The organism is Kribbella rubisoli (genome assembly GCF_004217145.1).
Lineage (GTDB): Bacteria > Actinomycetota > Actinomycetes > Propionibacteriales > Kribbellaceae > Kribbella > Kribbella rubisoli.
In genome coordinates, this window is sequence record NZ_SHKR01000001.1 from 21233 (window position 1) to 42528 (window position 21296).

General features: G+C 68.6%; 19 protein-coding genes. 8 read left to right on the forward strand and 11 right to left on the reverse strand.

Translation table 11 applies throughout. The annotated features are described in order from the left end of the window. Window positions 1-5: 5 nt before the first annotated feature. Both EV645_RS00070 and EV645_RS00075 read right to left on the reverse strand, forming a co-directional pair. A complete protein-coding gene (locus EV645_RS00070; protein ID WP_130438401.1) occupies window positions 6-851 on the reverse strand; it encodes an acyl-CoA thioesterase in 846 nt (281 codons plus the stop codon). A gap of 113 nt (window positions 852-964) precedes the next feature. Next, entirely contained in the window at window positions 965-1879 is a 915-nt protein-coding gene (locus EV645_RS00075) for a proteasome assembly chaperone family protein (protein ID WP_130438403.1), read from the reverse strand. 176 nt (window positions 1880-2055) lie between these two features. Between EV645_RS00075 and EV645_RS00080 the strand changes: the two genes are divergently transcribed. The 3 genes from EV645_RS00080 to EV645_RS00090 are packed head-to-tail and all read left to right on the forward strand — an operon-like array spanning window position 2056 to window position 5507. After that, entirely contained in the window at window positions 2056-3072 is a 1017-nt protein-coding gene (locus EV645_RS00080) for a hydroxyacid dehydrogenase (protein WP_242000108.1), read from the forward strand. Next, complete coding sequence (locus tag EV645_RS00085) at window positions 3069-4970, forward strand: DUF2264 domain-containing protein (protein WP_130438407.1); 1902 nt, start codon at window positions 3069-3071, stop codon at window positions 4968-4970. The genes EV645_RS00080 and EV645_RS00085 overlap by 4 nt, the downstream gene beginning before the upstream one ends. A 9-nt stretch (window positions 4971-4979) precedes the next feature. Continuing rightward, window positions 4980-5507, forward strand: coding sequence for a ferritin (locus tag EV645_RS00090; protein WP_130438409.1), 528 nt, complete (start codon window positions 4980-4982; stop codon window positions 5505-5507). A gap of 15 nt (window positions 5508-5522) precedes the next feature. Here EV645_RS00090 and EV645_RS00095 read toward each other — a convergent pair whose 3' ends face one another. Then, on the reverse strand, window positions 5523-7409 hold the full coding sequence (locus tag EV645_RS00095) for a DUF2207 domain-containing protein (RefSeq protein WP_130438411.1): 1887 nt from the start codon (window positions 7407-7409) through the stop codon (window positions 5523-5525). 119 nt (window positions 7410-7528) lie between these two features. On the opposite strand from EV645_RS00095, the gene EV645_RS00100 reads away from it, so the two are divergent. Next, window positions 7529-9655: an elongation factor G-like protein EF-G2 gene (locus tag EV645_RS00100; protein ID WP_130438413.1), complete on the forward strand. Its 2127-nt coding sequence runs from the start codon at window positions 7529-7531 to the stop codon at window positions 9653-9655. A 364-nt stretch (window positions 9656-10019) separates the two neighbouring features. Here EV645_RS00100 and EV645_RS00105 read toward each other — a convergent pair whose 3' ends face one another. The 3 genes from EV645_RS00105 to EV645_RS00115 are packed head-to-tail and all read right to left on the reverse strand — an operon-like array spanning window position 10020 to window position 12573. Further along, the gene (locus EV645_RS00105; protein WP_130438415.1) at window positions 10020-11270 is read right to left on the reverse strand and encodes a tetratricopeptide repeat protein; all 1251 of its coding nucleotides are present in this window, start codon (window positions 11268-11270) and stop codon (window positions 10020-10022) included. Continuing rightward, a complete protein-coding gene (locus tag EV645_RS00110; RefSeq protein WP_130438417.1) occupies window positions 11267-12142 on the reverse strand; it encodes a tetratricopeptide repeat protein in 876 nt (291 codons plus the stop codon). Before EV645_RS00110 ends, EV645_RS00105 begins: the two co-directional genes overlap by 4 nt. Further along, window positions 12139-12573, reverse strand: coding sequence for a hypothetical protein (locus EV645_RS00115; RefSeq protein WP_198681385.1), 435 nt, complete (start codon window positions 12571-12573; stop codon window positions 12139-12141). Before EV645_RS00115 ends, EV645_RS00110 begins: the two co-directional genes overlap by 4 nt. Before the next feature lie 63 nt (window positions 12574-12636). On the opposite strand from EV645_RS00115, the gene EV645_RS00120 reads away from it, so the two are divergent. Beyond that, window positions 12637-13041, forward strand: a complete 405-nt coding sequence (locus tag EV645_RS00120) for an HIT family protein (protein ID WP_130438419.1) — start codon at window positions 12637-12639, stop codon at window positions 13039-13041. On the opposite strand, the gene EV645_RS00125 is transcribed toward EV645_RS00120, so the two are convergent. The 3 genes from EV645_RS00125 to pgsA are packed head-to-tail and all read right to left on the reverse strand — an operon-like array spanning window position 13034 to window position 15687. Beyond that, window positions 13034-14131 carry a glycosyltransferase family 4 protein gene (locus EV645_RS00125; RefSeq protein ID WP_130438421.1) on the reverse strand — a complete coding sequence of 366 codons (1098 nt, stop codon included), beginning with the start codon at window positions 14129-14131 and terminating at the stop codon, window positions 13034-13036. The genes EV645_RS00120 and EV645_RS00125 overlap by 8 nt on opposite strands. Window positions 14132-14155: 24 nt before the next feature. Beyond that, window positions 14156-15022, reverse strand: coding sequence for a phosphatidylinositol mannoside acyltransferase (locus EV645_RS00130; protein ID WP_130438423.1), 867 nt, complete (start codon window positions 15020-15022; stop codon window positions 14156-14158). A 2-nt stretch (window positions 15023-15024) separates the two neighbouring features. Then, complete coding sequence (gene pgsA, locus EV645_RS00135; protein ID WP_130438425.1) at window positions 15025-15687, reverse strand: phosphatidylinositol phosphate synthase; 663 nt, start codon at window positions 15685-15687, stop codon at window positions 15025-15027. A gap of 108 nt (window positions 15688-15795) precedes the next feature. Between pgsA and EV645_RS00140 the strand changes: the two genes are divergently transcribed. The 3 genes from EV645_RS00140 to EV645_RS00150 all read left to right on the forward strand — a co-directional run bounded on the left by EV645_RS00140 (window position 15796) and on the right by EV645_RS00150 (window position 18691). Beyond that, window positions 15796-16737: a flagellar basal body L-ring protein FlgH gene (locus tag EV645_RS00140; RefSeq protein ID WP_242000109.1), complete on the forward strand. Its 942-nt coding sequence runs from the start codon at window positions 15796-15798 to the stop codon at window positions 16735-16737. 93 nt (window positions 16738-16830) lie between these two features. Beyond that, window positions 16831-17748: a hypothetical protein gene (locus EV645_RS00145; protein WP_130438427.1), complete on the forward strand. Its 918-nt coding sequence runs from the start codon at window positions 16831-16833 to the stop codon at window positions 17746-17748. A gap of 13 nt (window positions 17749-17761) precedes the next feature. Further along, entirely contained in the window at window positions 17762-18691 is a 930-nt protein-coding gene (locus tag EV645_RS00150) for a hypothetical protein (RefSeq protein WP_130438429.1), read from the forward strand. Window positions 18692-18703: 12 nt separating this feature from the next. Here EV645_RS00150 and EV645_RS00155 read toward each other — a convergent pair whose 3' ends face one another. Beyond that, window positions 18704-19276, reverse strand: a complete 573-nt coding sequence (locus EV645_RS00155) for an HIT family protein (RefSeq protein ID WP_130438431.1) — start codon at window positions 19274-19276, stop codon at window positions 18704-18706. Next, entirely contained in the window at window positions 19273-21294 is a 2022-nt protein-coding gene (thrS, locus tag EV645_RS00160; protein ID WP_130438433.1) for a threonine--tRNA ligase, read from the reverse strand. Before thrS ends, EV645_RS00155 begins: the two co-directional genes overlap by 4 nt. Window positions 21295-21296 lie beyond the last annotated feature (2 nt).

Genomic DNA, 21296 nt, shown 5'->3' on the forward strand with positions numbered 1-21296 from the left:
CGTTTCTACGTTAGCAGATCGGAGTCCAAGCCGACGGGCCTGATGAGACCTTCTTGCGCAACCGACGCGATCAGGGCGCCGGTCTGCGCGTAGAGCCGACCAGTCGCGAAGCCCCGGGCGCCGGAGGCCGACGGGGACGACTGGTCGTAGAGGAGCCACTCGTCGGCGCGGAACGGGCGGTGGAACCAGAGCGCGTGGTCGAGCGATGCCGGCTGGATGCGACGGTCGCCGATCACGATGCCGTGCGGCAGAAGACTGGCACCGAGCAGAGTGAGGTCACTCGCATAAGCGAGCACACACGCGTGCAGGGCGGGATCGTCGGGAAGCTTGCCTGCGGCCCGGATCCAGAACTGCCGGCCGGTCACCCCTGCAAGTCGTACGTCGAGCGCCGCCCACTCGCGATCCCAATCAGCGGCGGGCCGACCCGACCGCGCCTCGAGGACGGTCGCCAGCCGCGGCGCCTCCTCGGGCGGTACGACGTCGTCCGGCATCGGGTCCTGGTGATCGAGGCCGGGCTCCGGGCGCTGGAAGGACGCCGACATGTAGAAGATCGGCTTGCCGTTCTGCGAGGCGACCACGCGCCGGCTGCTGAACGAACCACCGTCGCGGGTCGGCTCCGGCCGGTACACGATCGGTACGGACGTGTCGCCGGCCCGCAGGAAGTAGCCGTGCAGCGAGTGCACGACTCGCTCCGGGTCGACCGTGCGACTCGCGGCGGCCAGTGCCTGTCCCAGCACCTGACCGCCGAACACCCGTTGCATCGAGGTGTCGGGCTGACGGCCCCGGAACAGGTCGACGTCGATCATCTCCAGGTCGAGCAGCTCGACCAGATCCTCCAGCGACTCAGGCATGCCTCATCCTGACAGCAGCAACCGGAGACCCGAAATTGCGACCTGGGACCTGCACTAGCAGGTCCCAGGTCGCCACAACAGGGCTCAGGTCGCCACAGGCGGTGCCTGCCTGGTTAGTCGTTGTCTTCGCGGTTCAGTTCCGCCAGGAACTGCTCGACCTCGGCGCCCAGCTCGTCGGCGGACGGCGTGGAGTCGGCCAGCAGGCTCTTGCGGCTGAGCGAGCCCTCGGCGGCGTCGTACTGCGTCTCGAGCGCCTTCACGACTGAACTTGCGTCCTCGGAGGCTTCGACCTGCTCGTCGACCAGCCGACCGGTGACGGCGGCCTCGTCGAGCAGGGCCTTACTAGGGAGGAGCAGGCCTGTCGCGGCAGAGATCGCGTGCACCAGGGCCAGCGCGGCGCCCGGGAAGCGGTTCTCGGCCAGGTAGTGCGGGACGTGTACGGCGAAGCCCATCGCGTCCTTGCCGGCCTCACCCAGTCGCACCTGGAGCATCGTGCCGGCGCTCGCGGGCAGCACCATCTCGCCGTCCCAGATGTTGGAGCGGGTGACCAGCTCAGGCCGGGTCGCGTGCGCGGTCAGGCCGAGCGGACGGGTGTGCGGCACGCCCATCGGGATGCCGTGGACGCCGACCGTGAGCGTCACGTTGTACCGCTCGATCAGCTGACGCACTGCCCCGGCGAACCGGTCCCAGTGGTTGTCCGGCTCCGCGCCCTCGAGCAGCAGGAAGTCGACGCCGGCGTCGTCCGTCACCAGATGCAGCGAAAGATGCGGCGGCGTGTAATCGGTGAACCGGTCCTCGGCGAACGTCACCTCAGGCCGCCGGGCCCGGTAGTCGTGCAGCAGGTCGACGTCGAACCGCGCGAGCAGGCGGTGGTCCAGCACCTCGAGCAGGTGGTCGGCGGTCACCCGGCCGGCCTGACCCGCGTCCATGAACCCGTCCAGCGAGTGCACCATGACCTTCGGCGTCGCCGCCGGGCCGGTAGCCACCGACTCGTCGACGATCTCGTAGAGGTCGTCCGGTCGCAGCATCGTCATTCTCCTTCGCGCAGTCGCCAACAGGGCGGGTTGGGCCCCTCTATCCTGCCGTTCACCGAGTCCAACGCTGTCACTCGGGGCACAAATTCCGGTCCCGGCGAAGATTCAGGATGTTCCAAGACTCGGCCGTCGGCGAGACAGGTGGGAAAGCGCTTGCTAAGTTGTCCGTCGTGAGCAGCGAACCAGATTCCGCCCTGACCGTCATGCTGGCGATGCACGACGACGCCAGGTCCCGCGTCCTCGTGCCGCGGGTCCTGCAGCGGCTCGAGGCGATCGCCACCGTGCTCCCGGTCGGCCCGGGGTCCAGCTTCCTCGCCGATCCCGCCGTACGGGCGGCACTGCCGGACGTCGACGTGCTGCTCACCGGCTGGGGCTGCCCGCGGATCGGTCCGGAGGTGCTCGACGCGGCGCCGAAGCTGCAGGCGATCCTGCACGCGGCCGGCTCGGTCAAGGCGATCGTCGACCCGGCTGCGTTCGACCGCGGCATCCAGGTCTCGTCGGCGGCCACCGCGAACGCCCAGCCGGTGGCCGAGTTCACGGTCGCCGCGATCGTGCTCGCCGGGAAGCGGGCGTTCCGGCTCGCGGCGCAGTACCGGACCGAGCGGCGCAAGGCCGACCCGCACGGGATGCCGGGCAGTTACGGTACGACGGTCGGCCTGCTCGGAGCGTCACGGATCGGGAAGATGGTTGCGGAGCGGCTGCGTGAGTTCGACCTCGAGGTGCTGATCAGCGACCCGTACCTGACCGCGCACGAGGCTGCTGCGCTCGGTGCGGAGCTGGTCGACAACGACGCACTGTTCGGGCGGAGCGACATCCTCAGCGTGCACGCGCCGCTGATCCCCGAGACGGTCGGCCTGGTGGACGGGCGGCTGCTCGGCCTGCTCAAGGACGGCGCGGTGCTGATCAACACCGCGCGAGGCAAGATCATCGATGCCGACGCGCTGCTGAGCGAGTGCGTTTCCGGCCGGATCGACGCCGTACTCGACGTCACCGATCCTGAGCCTCTCCCGCCGGACTCCCCGCTGCTCGACCTGCCGAACGTCTTCGTCACCCCGCACGTCGCCGGTGCCGTCGGCAACGAGATCGCCCGCCTCGGCGAGATGGCCGTCAGCGAACTCGAACGCCTAGTGGCAGGCGAACCCCTGCGGCACTCCATCACCCAGGCCGAACTCGGAAGGCTCGCATGACCCGCCTCGTACTGCCCGACACCGACCGCGTCCTCTCGCGGCAGACCGGTTGGAGCCGCAAGCACTGGGAGGCGTTGGCGGACCACCTGCTGGATTCGCTGGTCCCGTACTTCTCCCCTGGCGCCTCACTCGTCGAGCTGCCCGGCCGGCCGAGCCGATCGGGTACGGCGTCCGACGCGCTCGAAGGCTTCGCCCGATCGTTCATGCTCGCCGCCTTCCGGATCGCCGGCGTGCAGGGCAAGGGCTGCGAAGAACTGATCGAGCGGTACGCGCGCGGCGTCGCCAATGGAGCGAATCCGGACCACCCCGAGGCGTGGCTGCGGCTCACCCCGCGGTCGCAGCAGATGGTCGAAGCAGCGGCGATCGCAGTGTCGCTGCACGAGACGCGTGAGTGGATCTGGGACCGGCTCGACACGCGGGCGCAGGAGCATGTCGCGGAGTGGCTCGGCGGCTTCAACGGGTCCACGACGCACGACAACAACTGGCGGCTGTTCCAGGTCGTGAGCGAGCAGTTCCTCGCCTCGGTCGGCGCGCCGTACTCGCAGGACGACATCGACGGCGGCCTCGACCGGATCGAGGACTGGTACGTCGGTGACGGCTGGTACTCCGACGGCGACGGGCAGAACTTCGACAACTACATCGGCTGGGCGATGCACCTGTACCCCGGCCTGTGGGCGCGGATGGCCGCCGCGACGCCGGGTGCGCAGTACGAGGACCGGCTGAAGCTGTACCGCGAGCGGATCAATCTCTTCCTGGAAGACGCGGTGCACTTCGTCGGCAACGACGGCGCACCGCTCTACCAGGGCCGGTCGCTGACCTATCGCATGGCCGCGGCAGCGCCGTACTGGATGGGCGCTTTGCTCGACTCCACTCCCCTGACGCCGGGTCAGACGCGCCGGCTGTGCTCGGGGATCGCGCGGCATTTCGTGCAGCACGGCGTGCCGGATGAGCGTGGCGTGCTGACGCTCGGGTGGTACGACACGTTCCTGCCGACGACACAGCAGTACTCCGGACCTGGCTCGCCGTATTGGGCTTCCAAGGGATTCGTCGGGCTGATCCTGCCGCCGGAGCACCCGGTGTGGGCGGACCCGGAGGACTCGATTCCGCTGGACGACGCGGATCAGCAAAGGGCGATGCCGAAGCCGGGATGGATCGTGCACGCGAGCCGCCACGACCAGGTCGTGCAGTTGGTGAACCACGGCGCCGACCACGCGCCGGTCGCCGAGCCGGAGGGCGTGGAGCCTGCGGGCGACCCGCACTACAACCGGCTCGCGTACGCGAACCACGCCGGGCCGGACCTGTCCGACCACGAGCCGCACGTCGACAACCTGATCTCGCTCGTCTCGCCCGACGGAGCCGCCAGCGGCCGCGGCCGGATCCGGCGGCTCGGAGTGGACGAGCAGAGGGCGTCCTCGTGGCACAAGGCATGGCTCGGTTCCGAGGGACCGTGGGCGATCGAGATCACGTCCGTGGTGCACAACGGGTGGGAGATCCGGTGCGCACTGGTCGAGGGGCCGGACGGTGCGTACGTGCGCAGCGGCGGGTTCGCGGTCGCCGGCGATCTATTGCCTGAGGCAACAGTTGGCGCGGTGGCCGCGTCGGCGCGGAACGCGGACGGGCTGGTGTCGGCGGTGGTCGGCCTGCACGGGTACGACGTGGCAGGCGTGCATCGCGGGCTCGGCGTGAATCCGTTCGGTGCGCACTCGGCTACGCCGTACCTCACCGCCCCGCATCACGGCGAACCGTTGGTGCTGGTGAACGCCGTACTGCTGACACGGGACGCGCTGCGGCCGGAAGCGCTTGCCGAGGGCATCGACGTGACGGTGGACGGTACGACGGTCCGGATCGGCCTGCCCGGCGGCGGTGCCGAGGTGGTCGAACTGGGACGTGGCCACTAGATTGACGCCATGAGCACGTACGAAAAACTTCTGCAGGAGCAGATCCGTAACGAATTCACGGCGTCACAGCAGTATGTGGCAGTCGCTGTCTGGTACGACGACCAGGATCTGCCCCAGCTGGCTTCGCACTTCTACAAGCAGTCCCTGGAAGAGCGCAATCACGCGATGATGATGGTGCAATACCTGCTGGACAAGGACATCCGGCCGCAGATCCCGTCGGTCGGCGAGGTCGAGTCCGACTTCAAGACCGCGCTCGAGCCGCTCGAGCTCGCGCTGGCGCAGGAGATCACCGTCACCAAGCAGATCGAGACGCTGGCCCGGACCGCGCGGGACGAGAGCGACTACATCGGCGAGCAATTCATGCAGTGGTTCCTCAAGGAGCAGGTCGAGGAGGTCGCCGCGATGAAGACCCTCGTGAACGTGGCCAACCGCGCCGGCGACAACCTCTTCCACCTCGAGGACTTCCTCGCCCGCGAGGTCGTCGGCGCCACCGCCACGGACCCGACAGCTCCCCCGGCCGCCGGCGGAACGGTCTGACCCGGCGACCGAGCCTTACCAGCTGCCGCCGCCTCCGCCGCCGCCACCACCGCCGGAGGACCCCCCGCTGAAGCCTGACGAGCTGCCGCCACCCCCGCCCGAGCTGGACGGGGTAGGCGGCGGGTCGAACGTGCTGGCAACGGTCGCACTCACCGCACCCGCGGTCCAGCCGGACGTGTAGTACGACGGTCCGTAATACCAGACCGGATCAGGTGTGATGCGTCCCGCGGCGACGAGCTGCTCGCACACCCTCTGCCACCGGTCCGCGATCCCGAACGCGATGGCCCAGGGCAAGTACTTCGAGAAGATGTCCTCGCCCTCCTCGAACCGCAGCTGGTCCGCCTCGGCGGTAGCCAGGTACTTCTCGAAGCCGACCAGCTGATCGGTCACTGCCCGGCCGGCCGGGTTCCGTTGCCCGCGGCCACGGATCCCGATCCAGATGCCGATGGCAACGATCACCGCGATCACCGGGACCGCGATCACCACCGCCCGGCCCGCGCCACCGGTCGCCGCCGCGGTGATCGTCCCGGCGAAGCCCGCGCCGACCACCCAGAGCCCGATCATCGCCATACACGCACAACCGAAGCCGCTCTTGAACGGCGACCCGCCACCCGCACGCGGCATCCGCAGGTACCAGCCGCGCTGCTTCACCTGCTCCCGCAGCGCCGTGATCATCGACGTGTGCGCGGTCCGCATCGTGTTGTCGCCGACCGCACCGCGCTTGAGCAGCACCTCCGAGCCCGGCTGCAGCGTCGGGAACAGCCCCGACATCAGCGCCTGCTCGTGCGGTGCGGTCGCGACGGCCGGGTTCAGCAGGACGGCCTTCTGCGATTCACCGGTGTTGTCGATCCGTACGCCGCCGCGCACCGCCATGTCGATCAGCGTCGCCGCCGTCTCCACCGTCGTGGCCTTGGCGTCGATCAGCAGTCCGCCCTCGGCGACCGGGATCCGAGGCGCCGAGAACGCGACCGGGATCTGGTCCTTGCTCAGGTCGTCCTTCACCGGCTCGGCCACGACCCCGTCCGGCGGGAACGTCCCCGGCGGCATCCCGGCGTACCGCTGGTCCTTGTTGCCGAACTTGGCGTAGACGGCGGCGAGGACGATCGAGATCGCGGTGACCAGGCCGGCGCCGATGAGCGAGAGCCAGGACAGCCCGTTGCGCTCGAGCCAGTTCGGCGGGTCGGCCAGGATCGGGGTGTCGTTCTGTACGGCGCCCGCGGTGATGCCGGCGACGATCGTGAGCTGCTGTCCGCGCTCGAGCTGGGACGCGCCGAACACGCCCTGCTGGCCGACGACCGATTTCTGCGGGCACGTCTGCGTCGACCCGGCCTCACCGGCGAAGCAGTCGACCCGGGTCACGCCCTGAGGGACCGTGGCGTGGACCGTCACCTGGTCGATCACTGCGGACCAGGCGCTACCGGTCGCGTCCCAGTACAGCTCGCTGTGGTCGGCGAAGTGCCGCAGCGCGCCGCGGACGTCGTACGAGATCAGGTAGGTCGCCTCGTTGCCGGGGACCGTGCTGTTCGCCGAGCCGATCTTGATCTGCGTGTTCTCGTTGCGCTGGTTGTTCTCCTTGAACGTCTCGGTGGTGAACTCCGCCGAGACGTTCGGAGTGGGCGAGGAGACCTTGATGTTCGAGACCTGGTACTCCTGGTCCTTCGAATCGTCGTCCTTGTACGGCTCCCGGGTCACCAGGTCCCGGTAGATGCCGTGCCGGCCGGTGCTCCCGAAGACGTAGTCGATCGTCTCCTTCACCTGCAGAACGCCGTCAGCCGTGACGGTGTAGTCGATCTTGAAGTTCCTGATCTCGTCACCCGCGTCCGCCGAGGCAGGAACGGCGAATCCGGCCAGTGCCAGGACGGCGACCAGCATGGCGATGACGACCCCGAGTGCCCTACGCATGGCGGCGACATTACAGAGCGCGAGGGTCCGGCGGTGGGAGGCGGACACGAATCCGCGACCTGAAGACTCTTGTGCGAAGTGTCCGTTAGGGGAATCGTGGGTGGACCAGGAGGAACGTCATGGCAGACAAGACGAATGCTTCCCAAGGCACCGGAGCCGCGCCCGCTGTGGACAGCCCGGCCGCCATCCGCAATGTGGTCCTGGTCGGCCCGTCGGGCTCCGGCAAGACCACCCTCGTCGAGGCCCTGCTGGTGGCCTCCGGAGTCCTGAACAGACCCGGCACCGTCCTGGACGGAACCACCGTGTGCGACTTCGACGACGCCGAGCTCCGGCAGCAGCGCTCGGTGGGCCTGTCGCTCGCCTCGCTGCCGCACGACGGCGTCAAGGTGAACCTGATCGACACGCCGGGGTACGCCGATTTCGTCGGCGAACTGCGCGCCGGCCTCCGTGCCGCGGACTGCGCGCTGTTCGTTGTCTCGGCCAATGAAGGCGTCGACGAGCCGACCAAGGCGGCCTGGCAGGAGTGCGCCCAGGTCGGGATGCCGCGGGCGGTCGTGGTCACCAAGCTCGACCACGCCCGGGCCAACTACCAGAACGCGCTCGCCACCGCGCAGGCCGCGTTCGGCGACAAGGTCCTCCCGCTCTACCTGCCCGCTGGTGACGGGCTGATCGGGCTGCTCTCCCAGACGTACTACGGCTACTCCGAAGGCAAACGTTCGACTTCCGCTCCGGACGCGGCGTACGCCGACGAGATCGAGGAACTGCGCGGCACGCTGATCGAGGGGATCATCGAGGAGTCCGAGGACGAATCGCTGATGGACCGGTACCTCGGCGGTGAGGAGATCGACCAGAAGGTGCTGATCGAGGACCTCGAGCGGGCGGTCGCCCGCGGCTCGTTCTTCCCGGTCATCCCGGTCTGCAGCGCTTCCGGCGTCGGCACGTTCGAGCTGCTCGAGGTGATCACGAGCGGTTTCCCGTCGCCGCCCGAGCACACGATCCCGGAGGTCTTCAACCCGCACGGCGTCGCCCGCAAGGGGCTGGCCTGCGACCCGGACGGCCCGCTGCTCGCCGAGGTGGTGAAGACGACGTCGGACCCCTACGTCGGCAGGGTGAGCCTGGTGCGGGTGTTCTCCGGCACCATCAGGCCCGACACGACGGTTCACGTGTCGGGCCATTTCACGTCGTTCTTCGGTGAGCACAACTCGCACGAGGACCACGACGAGGACGAGCGGATCGGCGCGCTGTCGTTCCCGCTCGGCAAGACCCAGCGCCCGGCCGGCACGGTGGTCGCCGGTGACATGTGCGCTATCGGCCGGCTGACCCGGGCGGAGACCGGTGACACGCTCTCCGACAAGGCGGACCCGCTGCTGCTGAAGCCGTGGAACATGCCCGAGCCGTTGCTGCCGATCGCTGTCCAGGCACATGCCAAGACCGACGAGGACAAGCTCGGCGTCGGGTTGCAGCGACTCGCGGCCGAGGATCCGACACTGCGGATCGAGCAGAACCCGGAGACCCACCAGATCGTGCTGTGGTGCATGGGCGAGGCGCACTCCGACGTCGTGCTCGACGCGCTGTCCAGCCGGTACGGCGTGACCGTCGACACCGTGGAATTGCGGGTGCCGTTGCGGGAGACGTTCGGCGGCAAGGCGAAGGGCCACGGGCGGCATGTGAAGCAGTCCGGCGGCCACGGTCAGTACGCCGTCTGCGACATCGAAGTGGAGCCGCTGCCGCAGGGATCTGACTTCGAGTTCGTCGACAAGGTGGTCGGTGGGGCGGTGCCGCGGCAGTTCATCCCGAGCGTCGAGAAGGGCGTGCGGGCCCAGATGGAGAAGGGCGTGTCGGCCGGGTACCCGATGGTGAACATCCGGGTCACGCTGCTGGACGGGAAGGCGCACAGCGTCGACTCGTCGGACATGGCGTTCCAGATGGCCGGCGGGCTCGCACTGCGCGAGGCGGCGGCCGCTACACACGTCAGCCTGCTCGAGCCGGTCGATCTAGTCTCGGTGCTCGTTCCGGACGACCTGGTCGGCGCCGTGATGAGCGACCTGTCCGGGCGGCGCGGACGGCTGCTCGGCACGGACAAGGTCGGCGACGACAGGACGCTGGTCAAGGCCGAAGTACCGCAGGTGGAGATCACTCGCTACACGATCGATCTCCGGTCCTTGTCCCACGGCGCGGCTACGTTCAGCCGTCAGTTCTCCCGCTACGAGCCGATGCCGGAGTCCGCCGCATCCAAACTGAAATGACAGATGCCGCGCCAAGTAGGTTCGGTTCATGACTCAACTGCCCCGGACCGCTTTGTCGGCTGGCCGTCTCAGGGGTCAACCCCTGAGATGGCCGGTTCTCTACCCCGTATGCCAGGGGTCAACCGGCCATTTCAGGGGTCAACCCAGGCCGTTCGGGTGAAACAGGCCGGCTCGTTGCCAGCCGGGCGTGGTGGGTGCCGGGTGTGCACGCTCGACAGGACGTGTCGGTCGGTCGGGCCTGGTTTCAGGTGTGCCTGAGCGGGCCCAGGCCGATAGTGGGCGTATATGTCCTGTCGAGCTGCAGAAGAATCCCGCCCCGTGCAACACATGCTGACGCCTGGGCGCAGCATGACTACCCTTGTGGCTAGGGCTTGAGGCGGCGGCGTACGTCGCGGGATTTGAGGTACGCCGCCACATCGTCGTAGCGCTCGCTCTGGTTGGCGAACTCGATGTACGAGCGGACGCGGTGCAGCCAGTCGAGTGTCGACGGCTTCACCGCGGCCAGCGCCTCGGTGAGATGACGCATGTCCAGCGGCGGCTCGCCACCGCTGGTGAGCGCTTCGTCGATGACCTTGTCCACGCCGCGCTCGATCAACGCGCGCAGGTCCGCGCCGCTGAACATCGGTGTCTGCGCGGCGAGTGCCTTCAGGTCGAGGCCGTCGGCCGGCACGTCCTTCGTCAGCACGGTCAAGATGTCCGCGCGAGCCGGCTCGTCCGGCGGCGGCACAAAGATCACCCGGTCGAACCGGCCCGGCCGGAGCATCGCCTCGTCCACGTCCCACGGCGCGTTGGTCGCGGCCAGCACGAGCAGCCCGTCGTTCTCGGAGCCGATCGCGTCGAGCTCCTGCAGCAGTACGTCGACCAGCCGCCGCGCCTCGGACCCGCCGTGCTTGTGCCGCGCGAACGCCAGTGCGTCCAGCTCGTCGAGGAACAGTACGCACGGACCGTTGGCGCGGGCGCGCTCGAACGCAGCGTGCAGATTGCGCTCCGACACCCCGAGGTACGGGTCCATCACGTCCTCGATCCGGACGTTGATGAACGGCAGACCGCACTCCCCCGCCGTCGCCCGGGCAAGCAGCGTCTTGCCGCAACCGGGCGGGCCGTAGAGCATCACACCGCCGCCGGACTTGCGTCCATACTTCTCGTACAGCTCCGGCCGGCTGAGCGGGAGGATCACCATCCGGTGGATTACCCGCTTGATCTCGTCCATCCCGCCGACCTGGTCGAAAGTCGTCGTCTCCTTGACCGCGTCGGCGGTCAAAGGATCCTGGTCCTCCTCCGGACCGACCCTGATCCGTACGCCGCTGCGCTCCGCGATCATCCCGTCGACGAGCTGCTGCAGCCGACCCGTCCCCTCCACGACACCTTGCTGCCGCGCCGCCTCGAGTAGGTTCCGCAGCAGGACCAGCCGCCCGTTCGCCGCAGCCAGCTCACCCACCGGTACGAACTGGTCGTCCGGAAGCCCTTGCTGGTCGAGCAGTACGACGTACTGGTCGAGGGCCTCCTCGTTCTCACCGGCCGTGGCCAGCGACTCGGCGAGGAGCAGCCGCAGCATCACGTCATCCGGGCTGGCCTCGACAGCCTTGCGCAGTGCGGTGATCCGGTCGTTGCTCATGAGCCCCATCTCCTGTTGAGCCAGCGGCGGACCAGCGGTGGGACCACCCACGAGTACACGCAGAACGCCAACCAGATCATGGCGAACGCGAAGGACAACGGCGCGAGACCGACTGCACGGAGGCCGTAGATCACCGCGACGACACAGATCCAAACGATCAGCGGATTCACCCGGGAGAACGGGCGCAGCGGAAGCATCAGCGGATGGTTGATCAGCTTCGCCTGGCGGGCCGCCGCGCGCAGGTCCGCGTCACCGGGTTGGGACGCGGCCGCGGACGCGAGTGAGGTGTAGCCGGAGCGCGAGTCGCCGGTGAGCATGGACGCCGTACCGTGCAGGGCTCGCGCGTTCGGGTCCTCCGGATCGTGCGCCAGCGCCTCGGTGCTGTGGCGGTGCATGTCGCGGTCCTTGCCGAGCGCGAACGCCACCTGCGCGCGAGCCGCCGAGACGGCCGCGCTCTCGGGCGCATGGGACGCGGCGCGCTCGACCAGTGCGCCCGCCTTGTCTGCCTGGCCGGCGGTCAGGCAGACGCGCGCGTAGCCGAGCAGGAGATCGGGGTCGTTCGGGTCGAGGCTCAGACCCTGGAGGAACGCGGCCTCGGCCTCGGGCAGGCGTCCCTCGGAGCGCAGCGCCGAGCCGAGCACATGGAGCAACGCCGGGAACGGGCCGTGCTGGGCAAGGCCGTCACGCAGTACGTCGACTGCCTCGGCATTCCGGTCGAGTGAGTGCAGAGCGGCGCCGCGGAACAGATACGCGCGGTAGTCGAGGGCGGTCTCGCCGGTCAGTCCCTGGAGCTCGTCCAGAGTGCGCTGCGGGTGGCCGATCCGCAGCCAATGCGCCGCCATCTGCAGACGCGCTTCGCCCGGTTCGTTCACCGGATCACCGTCACCAGGAGGAGGATCAGCGCCTCCGTCACAGCCCCGCCGATCGTGAGCCCGATCCCTATGACCCAGAGCGATCCGTAGTCCGTGCCGCGAAGCTGGAAGGCGCGGTCCATCGGGCGCTGCAGCCGGAGCTGGAGCAGGAAGCACAGCACGGCCACCACACGGGAGCTGACCTGCAGACTCTCGCCGTCGAGCAGCACGAACAGGGCGACAACGGCAATCAGGCCGACAATTCCGGTCAGCAGGATCAGCCGGCGCTTGGCCGCGTCGACACCGAGCCGGCGCGAGTTGAGGAAGGCAACGGCCGTCGACGCGATCACGCCGCCGAAGAAGGCGACGTACGCCTGGGACATCAGCCGCCACGGGCGCACGGATATGTCCACACCCGCGCCGATCGTCGGGCGCAGAAGTTCGTCCGGCATCGGGCTCCTCGGGTGGACAGGCTCCGCACCATGTGATGCTCGCGCAGTGTATAGCCTGTGCCGATGAGCGAGAACTGCATCTTCTGCGGGATCGTGGCCGGAACCATCCCGTCGACCCAGGTGGCGTCCGACGACCGCGCGATCGCGTTCATGGACATCAACCCGGCGACCCGCGGGCACCTGCTGGTGATCCCCCGGACGCACTCCACCGACCTTCGTGAGGCCTCCGCCGAGGACCTGACGGCCGCGACCCTGCTCGCCCAGTCGCTGGTCGGCCGGGTGATCGAGCGTCTCGACGCCGACGGCGCCAACCTGCTCAGCTGCATCGGCGCCGACGCCTGGCAGTCGGTGTTCCACACCCATCTGCACGTCATCCCCCGCTACAAGGACGACCCCCTCCAGCTCCCCTGGCACCCGACGTCAGGAGATCTGGACGAGATCAACGCGACTGCCGCGAAGCTCACCTAGCCACCAGCTCGTACACGCACAGCAGCTCCGGGAGCAGCACCGTCCAGTCGTACTGCGGTACGGCGACGAGCCCTGCGGAGCGGAGGCGTTCGCGCTCGTCGGGCCGACCGAGCAGACGCAAGATGCCCGACGCGAGCTTGGCGGAGTTGCCCGGCTCGAACAACTCCCCCAGCCGGCCACCGTCCAGGACCTGGCGGAACGCGGCCAGATCGCTCGCCAGCACGGGTGCGCCGGCGGCCATCGCCTCGAGCAGGACGATGCCGAAGGACTCTCCGCCGAGGTGCGGAGCGACGTACACATCCGAGCCGGCGAGCATGTCGGCGCGGGCCTCGTCGTCGATCGGGCCGAGAAACAGAACGTTCTCCCGGTAGCGAGGCGGTAGCGAGCGGCGTGCCTCGTCCGCTTGTCCCGATCCGGCGACAAGCACCTTCAATTGCGGGCGTTCGGCGAGCAGCAGCGGTACGGCGTCCAGCAGAACGCCGAGGCCCTTGCGCGGCTCGTCCAAGCGGCCGAGGAAGCTGATGGTGCCGTCCGGGCCCATCCACTCCAGGCGTGGGCTGCCCTTGAACCGCGCTGTGTACAGGCCGTTCGGGATGACGACGGCCTCACCGCCGACGTGCTGGACCATCATCGAGCGGGCGTTCTCGGACACCGCGATCCGGGCGTCGATCTTCTCCAGCGCCGGGCGGAGCAGGCTCGACGCGACGCTCATCGCGCGCGAGCGGACCTGCCAGGTGTGGAACGTGGCGACGAACGGGCCTTCGGCCGACCAGAGGGCGATGATCGACGCGCTCGGCGTGGTCGGCTCGTGCACATGGACCACGTCGAAGTCTCCGTCCGCAAGCCAGCCCTTGACACGCGCCGCCGTACGCGGACCGAACGTCACCCGAGCGACGGACCCGTTGTACGGCACGCCGACAGCGCGGCCCGACGAGACGACGTACGGCGGGACCGTGTCGAAGTCGTCGACCGGCGCCAGGACCGAGATCTCGTGCCCGAGCGAGAGCAGCGCCTCGGCGAGATCGCGGACATGGTTCTGCACTCCGCCGGGCGTGCCCAGCGAGTACGGGCACACCACGCCGATCCTCACACAACGATTCTCACCCCGCGGTTGCTAGTTCAGGAAAATCCTCTGCAGCATGTGCCAGTCCTGCGGGTGAGCAGCGATGCCGACGGCGAACGCGTCCGCGCAGCGCTGGGTCATCGCGGCCGCGCCCCCGTCGGGCTCGATCGCGTCGTGGAACGTAATGACGAGGTCCGGGCCGTCGTAGTGCAGCGTCGCCGGAACGAGCGGTGCGCCGGTCTTCAGGCTCAGCGCGGCCGGGCCGACGGGCATCCGCGACGGGCGGCCGAAGAACGTGACCGGGATGCCCCGCTCGGACAGGTCCCGGTCCGCGACCAGACAGACGAAGCCGCCGGCCCGCAGCCGGTCCGCGAGTACGGCGGTCACGTCGTCGTCACCGCCGGTCAGCGGGAGGACCTCCATGCCGAGCTTCTTGCGGTACTCGATGAAGCGGTCGAACAACGACTCCGGCTTCAGTCGCTCGGCCACGGTCGAGACCGGCATCCCGGTCAGGCCGGCCCAGGCGCCCGCGTGGTCGTAGTTCGCGAGGTGCGGGAGCGCGCAGATCACGCCGCGGCCGGCAGCGTGCGCGTCGCGGAGCAGCTTCTCGTTGACTGTCCGGACGCTGTTGACGATCTCCTCGTCCGACCACTCCGGCAGCCGGAACGTCTCCTGCCAGTAGCGCAGGTACGAACGCATTCCGGCGTGCACGAGCGCGTCCAGCTCGGCCGCGGTCGCCTCCGGGCGTACGACGGCCAGGTTGCCGCGCAAACGCCGTACGCCGCGGCCGTTGCGCCGGACCGTGCGGTCAGCGGCCCGGTGGAACAGCCACGAGACGGTGCGTTCGGGCAGGCGTCGTACCAGGGTCCAGGCGAGCGCGAAGGCCGCGTCGACCGCCCGCTGCTTGAGACCCTCCATCGTCAGTCGTTCTTCGGCTCCGCCGACGGCGGGGTGTCCAGACCCGCGTTCGCCGGGTCGGCCAGGACCTGCTTACGCACCGAGAGCGACCGCTGTACGACGGTGATCGTGCTCGCGGCAGCGACGCACCAGATCACGATCTCCAGCAGGATCGGCAGGTTGAACACGTCGGAGAAGAACGCCAGGATCAGCGTGAACACGAGCCGGTCGGCGCGCTCGGCCAGGCCGCCGCTCGCCTTCAGTCCGAGGCTCTCCGCCTTGGCCCGCGCGTACGACGTGACCGCGCCCATCACCAGCGCCCACAGAGTCACCGCGGCCATCAGCGTCGAGTTGCCCTCGTGCGAGTTGGCGTAGTACATCACGAGGCCGCCGTAGATCGCGCCGTCGGCGATCCGGTCCAGCGTCGAGTCGAGGAACGAGCCCCACTTGGATGACGTACCCGAGGTCCGGGCCATGTGGCCGTCGATCAGGTCCGAGAACACGAAACAGGTGATTACCACCACGCCCAGCCACAGCTGGCCGCGCGGGAAGAAGATCAGGGCACCGGCGGACACACCGATGGTGCCCACCAGCGTGACCATGTCGGCGCTCACACCGAGCTTGAGCAGGAGGGTGGCGATCGGCGAGATCACCTTGGTCCAGAACTGCCGGAATCTGTTAAGCATGGCGACGCGATCGTAGTCCAGACGGATCACTGTCTGATGACATGCCACCCTCTTCCACCTGCACGAGACCTCAAACCGCGCGATGCTGGACGCGAGGAGGTGGGTGGGATGCGTCTGCTGGCCGGCATGTTCGCTGTGCTCCTGGTCAGCGGCTGTACGGTCGCCCAGCGCGCCAACGACTCGCGACCGCCCGCCGTTCCTCCGACCGCTGTAGTCCCCAGCGTCATCGCTCCCCCGCAACCCGAGGGCCTGGACGGTACGGCGGGAGCACCCGGACCACAGGTCTGTACGGCGATCACGCGCACGCTGACAGCCAAGCTCCGCGTCCCGGTCACTGCCAAGCCGAACGCCTGGAACGACGGCGGCCTCCCGGCGATGGACCTGTGCACGCTGCTGCTCGAGGACCGGGCCGTCACGATCGGTGTGAGCGCTCTGCCGAGTCAGCCCGACACCGTCAGCCGGCTGATGGACGGTGCCGGCGCCCTCAAGTCGTTGCCGGAGCTCGGACCAGACGCGTTCATCGCCGACTCACGGTTGGTCTTCCATGTGGGTGATCGAGCCTTGCGGATCACCCCGGTGGGTGGGATCGATCGCAGCAACGCGGACGGGATCGACCGGGCGAAGGCTGTCGCGATCGCGCTGGCCGCGCGGGACGCCGTACCGAAGAATCTTCGTCCGGCTCGGCAGTCGGACGAGACGTGTCAGCTGTCGACTCCCCAAGCGGAGCGGTTCGTCGAGTTGCATGTGCAGCTGCGACGCGACTATCGGGTGAACGGCGCGTTGACGTGCATCTGGGGGACGTTCGAGGCGACCGTGTCGATCGTCGAGGCGTTCGACCAGACGACGATCCCGGAGTCCCAGCGGGTTCCGCCGCCCCGGTTTGCTCCGATCGGACAGCCTGGGTACTACCTGCCCGAGGCGGGAGAGCTCGTGTTCAGGCAGGGCCGGCGCGTGGTTCGCGTGTCCGCGCTGACGAACCCACCGCGCGAGGTCACCCTCGACGCGCTGACCACCATCGTCGATCCGATGCTGCCGCTCTTCCTCCGCTGAACCGGCGCTGATCCTCCCGCTGAGAAGGAACTGAGAACTTTCCGGTCCAGTCCGGCGTCCCACCACCAACGATCATCACAGGGGGTGGTGGTAATGCGCACGCTTGCGAAGTACGGCGGATTGATGGCCGCCGGAGTGCTCACCACGGGACTGCTCACGGCCGTTACGGCGACGGCGGGGCAGGGCAAGGTCAAGGCGCCGTGCACGATCTCGGTCGGTTCGGTGACGGCCCGCGGGGATCATCGGATGCAGACGTTCTCGGCGACGGCGCCGGTGACGAAGGTGGCCGACAAGATCGTCGGGAAGGACATCTTCGCCGACGGTCAGACGACTCTCAGTGCGGCAGTCCGGTACGGCCCGGGTGAAGGGTCGGAGCTGCACACCGGTCAGACGGTCGTGGGATCGGTCCTCTACGACTTCTCGTACCGCACGCCGGTCGGCGGCGGGACCGTGTCGCAGAAGGTGCTCACGCGCGTCGGCCCGGGATGGCAGAACTACCGGAGTCTCGACCGGTCGAGCTTCGGCAGCCGGACGACCGAGTGGTCGCTGCGCAACGACGGGACGATGGATCGCCGGACGGTGAAGACCGACGCCGGCGGTCACCTGTACCGGCACTACGACGGGTGGCAGTCGAATTTCCGCGGGGTGAAGGGGCTGGCTTTGATCAGCCAGACGGCGACGTACGACACGTTCCTGATGACGCACAGCACCGGCCGGCTGTACACCGCGCGGTTCCCGGTGGCCGGCGGGCACATCATGCAGTCGACGGTGAAGCCGATCCGGATGTCGACCTGGCAGGTGTTCGAGACCCTGGTCGCGGCGCCTTGCGGTCAGGGCTCGACGGTCCTCGCGATCGACAAGGACACCGGCGCCGGTTATCTGTATTCCGTTGGACACGCCAACGGTCTGGCGACCGTGATCAAGGGACTCGGCAAGGTACCGGGCAGCTTCACGGACCCGGCGTACTTCAGTTGGCGCAAGTACACCGACCCGCCGCCGGCGGGCGAATGAACTGGGGGAATTGATGAGCAGATGGGGTAAGTACGGCGGCGTTCTCTCCGCCGGAGCACTCGTCGCCGCGACGCTGGCGACGGGGACAGGGACGGCGGCAGCACGGCCGAGCAGCACGCCGAGTGAGTGCCTGCTGAACCTCGGCTCGGTGACCGCCGGCGGGGATCACCGGATGCAGACGATCCAGGCCGAAGGCGCGGTGGCCGACGACCGGATCGTTGCCAAGGACATCTATCCGGACGGGCAGGTGCGGCTCAGCGCAACGGTCCGGTACGGGCCGGCCGAGGTGGGCGGGATGGCTCATCAAGGCCCGGTCATCATGGGGTCGACGATGTACGACACCAGCTACCTGACGGCGGATGGCACCGGGACCGTTTCGCAGAAGCGGGTCACCAGAGTCGGACCGGGCTGGCAGGTGTATCGGAGTCTCGACCGGTCGACGTACGTCACCGCCTCGAAGCAGCGCGACACGGAGTACTCGCTGCACACCGACGGCACGCTCTATCGCCGCAACGTCACGTACAAGGACGGCGTACCGAGCCGGCAGATCACCGGCTGGCAGTCCGGGTACAAGGGCGTCAAGGCGATGACGCTGATCAGCCAGACGGCGACGTACGACACGTTCCTGATGACGCTGACGTCCGGCAAGCTCTACACGGCGCGCTTGCCGCTGGCCGGCGGGCAGATCATCCCGGGCGTCGTGAAGCAGGTGCGGGGCTCGACCTGGCAAGGGTTCGAATCGCTGGTAGCGGCGGCGTGCGGGAACGGGGTCATGCTGCTCGGCATCGACAAGGACACCAAGTCCGCCTACCTGTATTCGGTGGGGCACGCCAACGGTGCCGCCACCACGATCAAGCTGATCCGCAAGGTCCCGGGAACCTTCGGCGACCCGGTCTACTTCCACTGGCAGCTCTACAGCGGCGAGCGGCTGGCCGGCGACTAGGCGACTAGGCGACTAGGGCCAGGATTTGGCGAGTAGGGCTCTGGTGTCGGCCAGGAGCTGTGGGAGGACCTTGGTGCCGGCGATCACGGGCATGAAGTTCATGTCGCCGGCCCATCTCGGGACGACGTGCTGGTGCAGGTGCGCTGCGATGCCTGCACCAGCGATCTCGCCCTGGTTCATGCCGATGTTGAAGCCTTGCGCACCCGACACCGTGCGGACGGCCTGCATTGCCTGCCGGGTCAGCTCGGCGATGTCGGTGACTTCGGCGTCGGTCAGCTCGGTGTAGTCGGCCACGTGCCGGTAGGGCACGACCATCAGGTGGCCCGGGTTGTACGGATACAGATTCAGGACGGCGTACGCCGCGTCGCCGCGGTGCACGATCAGCCCGTCCGTGTCGGGCAGACCCGGCAGCCGGCAGAACGGGCAGCCCGACCCCGCCTCGGAGCTGGTCGGCTTGTTCTCGCCCTCGATGTAGGCCATCCGATGCGGCGTCCACAGCCGCATGAACTCGTCAGGCTCCCCGACCCCGTCCTGCCGCACCAGCTCCTCCGGCCGGTACGGCGAGTCCGGGACGTCTGGTGTCATACCTGGACGCGCTTCTTGACGGCCTCGACGATCTCCGCCACCGCGTCCGCGATCGGTACGCCGTTCTTCTGCTCGCCGTTGCGGTACCGGAACGAGACCGAGCCGGCCGCCATGTCGTCGTCGCCGGCGATCAGCATGTACGGCACCTTGGACTTCTGCGCGTTGCGGATCTTCTTCTGCATCCGGTCGTCGGAGGCATCGATCTCGACCCGGATGCCCTCCGCCTTCAGCTGCTTGGCGACCTCGAACAGGTAGTCGACATGCCCGTCGGTGATCGGGATGCCGATGACCTGGACCGGGGCGAGCCACGGAGGGAAGGCGCCGGCGTAGTGCTCGGTCAGCACCGCGACGAACCGCTCGATCGAGCCGAACAGCGCCCGGTGGATCATCACCGGCCGCTGCCGCGAGCCGTCCGGCGCGGTGTACTCGAGCTCGAACCGCTCGGGCAGGTTGAAGTCCAGCTGGATCGTCGACATCTGCCAGGTCCGGCCGATCGCGTCCTTGGCCTGGACCGAGATCTTCGGGCCGTAGAACGCCGCGCCGCCCGGATCCGGCACCAGCTCGAGACCGGAGCCCTCGGCAACTTCCCGGAGCGTCGCGGTGGCCTCTTCCCAGACCTCGTCGGAGCCGACGAACTTGTCCGGGTTCTTGGTCGAGAGCTCGAGGTAGAAGTCGTCCAGGCCGTAGTCGGCGAGCAGGCCGAGCACGAACGTCAGCAGGTTCCGCAGCTCGTCGCGCATCTGCTCACGGGTGCAGTAGATGTGCGCGTCGTCCTGCGTGAAGCCGCGGGCCCGCGTCATGCCGTGCACGACACCGGACTTCTCCAGCCGGTAGACCGTGCCGAACTCGAACAGCCGCAGCGGCAGCTCGCGGTACGACCGGCCGCGGGCCGCGAAGATCAGGTTGTGCATCGGGCAGTTCATCGGCTTCAGGTAGTAGTCCTGGCCCTGCTTGCGGATCTGCCCGTCCGCGCCGCGCTCCTCGTCCAGGTGCATGGGCGGATACATGCCGTCGGCGTACCAGTCGAGGTGGCCGGAGGTCTCGAACAGCTGACCCTTGGTGATGTGCGGCGAGTAGACGAACTCGTAGTCGTCCTCGACGTGCCGCTGGCGGGAGTAGTCCTCCATCACCTTCCGCAGCACGCCGCCCTTGGGGTGGAAGACCGCGAGGCCTGAGCCGATCTCGTCCGGGAAGCTGAACAGGTCGAGCTCGGTGCCGAGCTTGCGGTGGTCGCGCTTGGCGGCCTCCTCCAGCCTCGTCAGATACGCCTTCAGCTCGTCGCGGGACTCCCACGCGGTGCCGTAGATGCGCTGGAGCTGCGGGTTCTTCTCGCTCCCCCGCCAGTAGGCCGCCGCCGTGCGCATCAGCTTGAAGTTGCCGAGGTATCCGGTGGCCGGGACGTGCGGGCCGCGGCACAGGTCCTTCCACGCGACGCTGTCGTCGCGGCGGACGTTGTCGTAGATCGTCAGCTCGCCGCCGCCGACCTCGACACTCGCGCCCTCGGCGGCGTCGGCCGCGGAGCCCTTGATGCCGATCAGCTCGAGCTTGTACGGCTCGGAGGCCAGCTCGGTGCGCGCGTCGTCGTCGCTGACCACCCGGCGGCTGAACCGCTGCCGCTCCTTGATGATCTGCTGCATCTTCTTCTCGAGCTTGCCGAGGTCTTCCGGCGTGAACGGCGTCGCCACGTCGAAGTCGTAGTAGAACCCGTTCTCCACCGGCGGGCCGATGCCGAGCTTGGCGTCCGGGAACAGGTCCTGCACCGCCTGCGCGAGCACGTGCGCGGTCGAGTGCCGGATGATCGCGCGGCCGTCCTCGGAGGCTGCCTTGACCGGCTCGATCTCGTCGCCGTCGGCGACGACCCGGGACAGGTCGCGCAGCTCACCGTTGACGCGGGCGGCGATGGCGGAGCGGTCCTGACCGAAGATCTCGGCGAACAGCTCCCCGATCGTCGTCGTCTCGGTCACGCTCCGCTCAGCCTCGCCCTCGACGCCGACCAGATGGACCTTGACTTCCGACACAG

Bases quoted from the DNA above. Each gene is read 5' to 3' on its own strand.
- EV645_RS00070 (WP_130438401.1), bottom strand. From the start codon at position 851: ATGCCTGAGTCGCTGGAGGATCTGGTCGAGCTGCTCGACCTGGAGATG.
- EV645_RS00075 (WP_130438403.1), bottom strand. From the start codon at position 1,879: ATGCTGCGACCGGACGACCTCTACGAGATCGTCGACGAGTCGGTGGCT.
- EV645_RS00085 (WP_130438407.1), top strand. From the start codon at position 3,069: ATGACCCGCCTCGTACTGCCCGACACCGACCGCGTCCTCTCGCGGCAG.
- EV645_RS00090 (WP_130438409.1), top strand. From the start codon at position 4,980: ATGAGCACGTACGAAAAACTTCTGCAGGAGCAGATCCGTAACGAATTC.
- EV645_RS00095 (WP_130438411.1), bottom strand. From the start codon at position 7,409: ATGCGTAGGGCACTCGGGGTCGTCATCGCCATGCTGGTCGCCGTCCTG.
- EV645_RS00100 (WP_130438413.1), top strand. From the start codon at position 7,529: ATGGCAGACAAGACGAATGCTTCCCAAGGCACCGGAGCCGCGCCCGCT.
- EV645_RS00105 (WP_130438415.1), bottom strand. From the start codon at position 11,270: ATGAGCAACGACCGGATCACCGCACTGCGCAAGGCTGTCGAGGCCAGC.
- EV645_RS00115 (WP_198681385.1), bottom strand. From the start codon at position 12,573: ATGCCGGACGAACTTCTGCGCCCGACGATCGGCGCGGGTGTGGACATA.
- EV645_RS00120 (WP_130438419.1), top strand. From the start codon at position 12,637: ATGAGCGAGAACTGCATCTTCTGCGGGATCGTGGCCGGAACCATCCCG.
- EV645_RS00130 (WP_130438423.1), bottom strand. From the start codon at position 15,022: ATGGAGGGTCTCAAGCAGCGGGCGGTCGACGCGGCCTTCGCGCTCGCC.
- pgsA (WP_130438425.1), bottom strand. From the start codon at position 15,687: ATGCTTAACAGATTCCGGCAGTTCTGGACCAAGGTGATCTCGCCGATC.
- EV645_RS00140 (WP_242000109.1), top strand. From the start codon at position 15,796: ATGCGTCTGCTGGCCGGCATGTTCGCTGTGCTCCTGGTCAGCGGCTGT.
- EV645_RS00145 (WP_130438427.1), top strand. From the start codon at position 16,831: ATGCGCACGCTTGCGAAGTACGGCGGATTGATGGCCGCCGGAGTGCTC.
- EV645_RS00150 (WP_130438429.1), top strand. From the start codon at position 17,762: ATGAGCAGATGGGGTAAGTACGGCGGCGTTCTCTCCGCCGGAGCACTC.
- EV645_RS00155 (WP_130438431.1), bottom strand. From the start codon at position 19,276: ATGACACCAGACGTCCCGGACTCGCCGTACCGGCCGGAGGAGCTGGTG.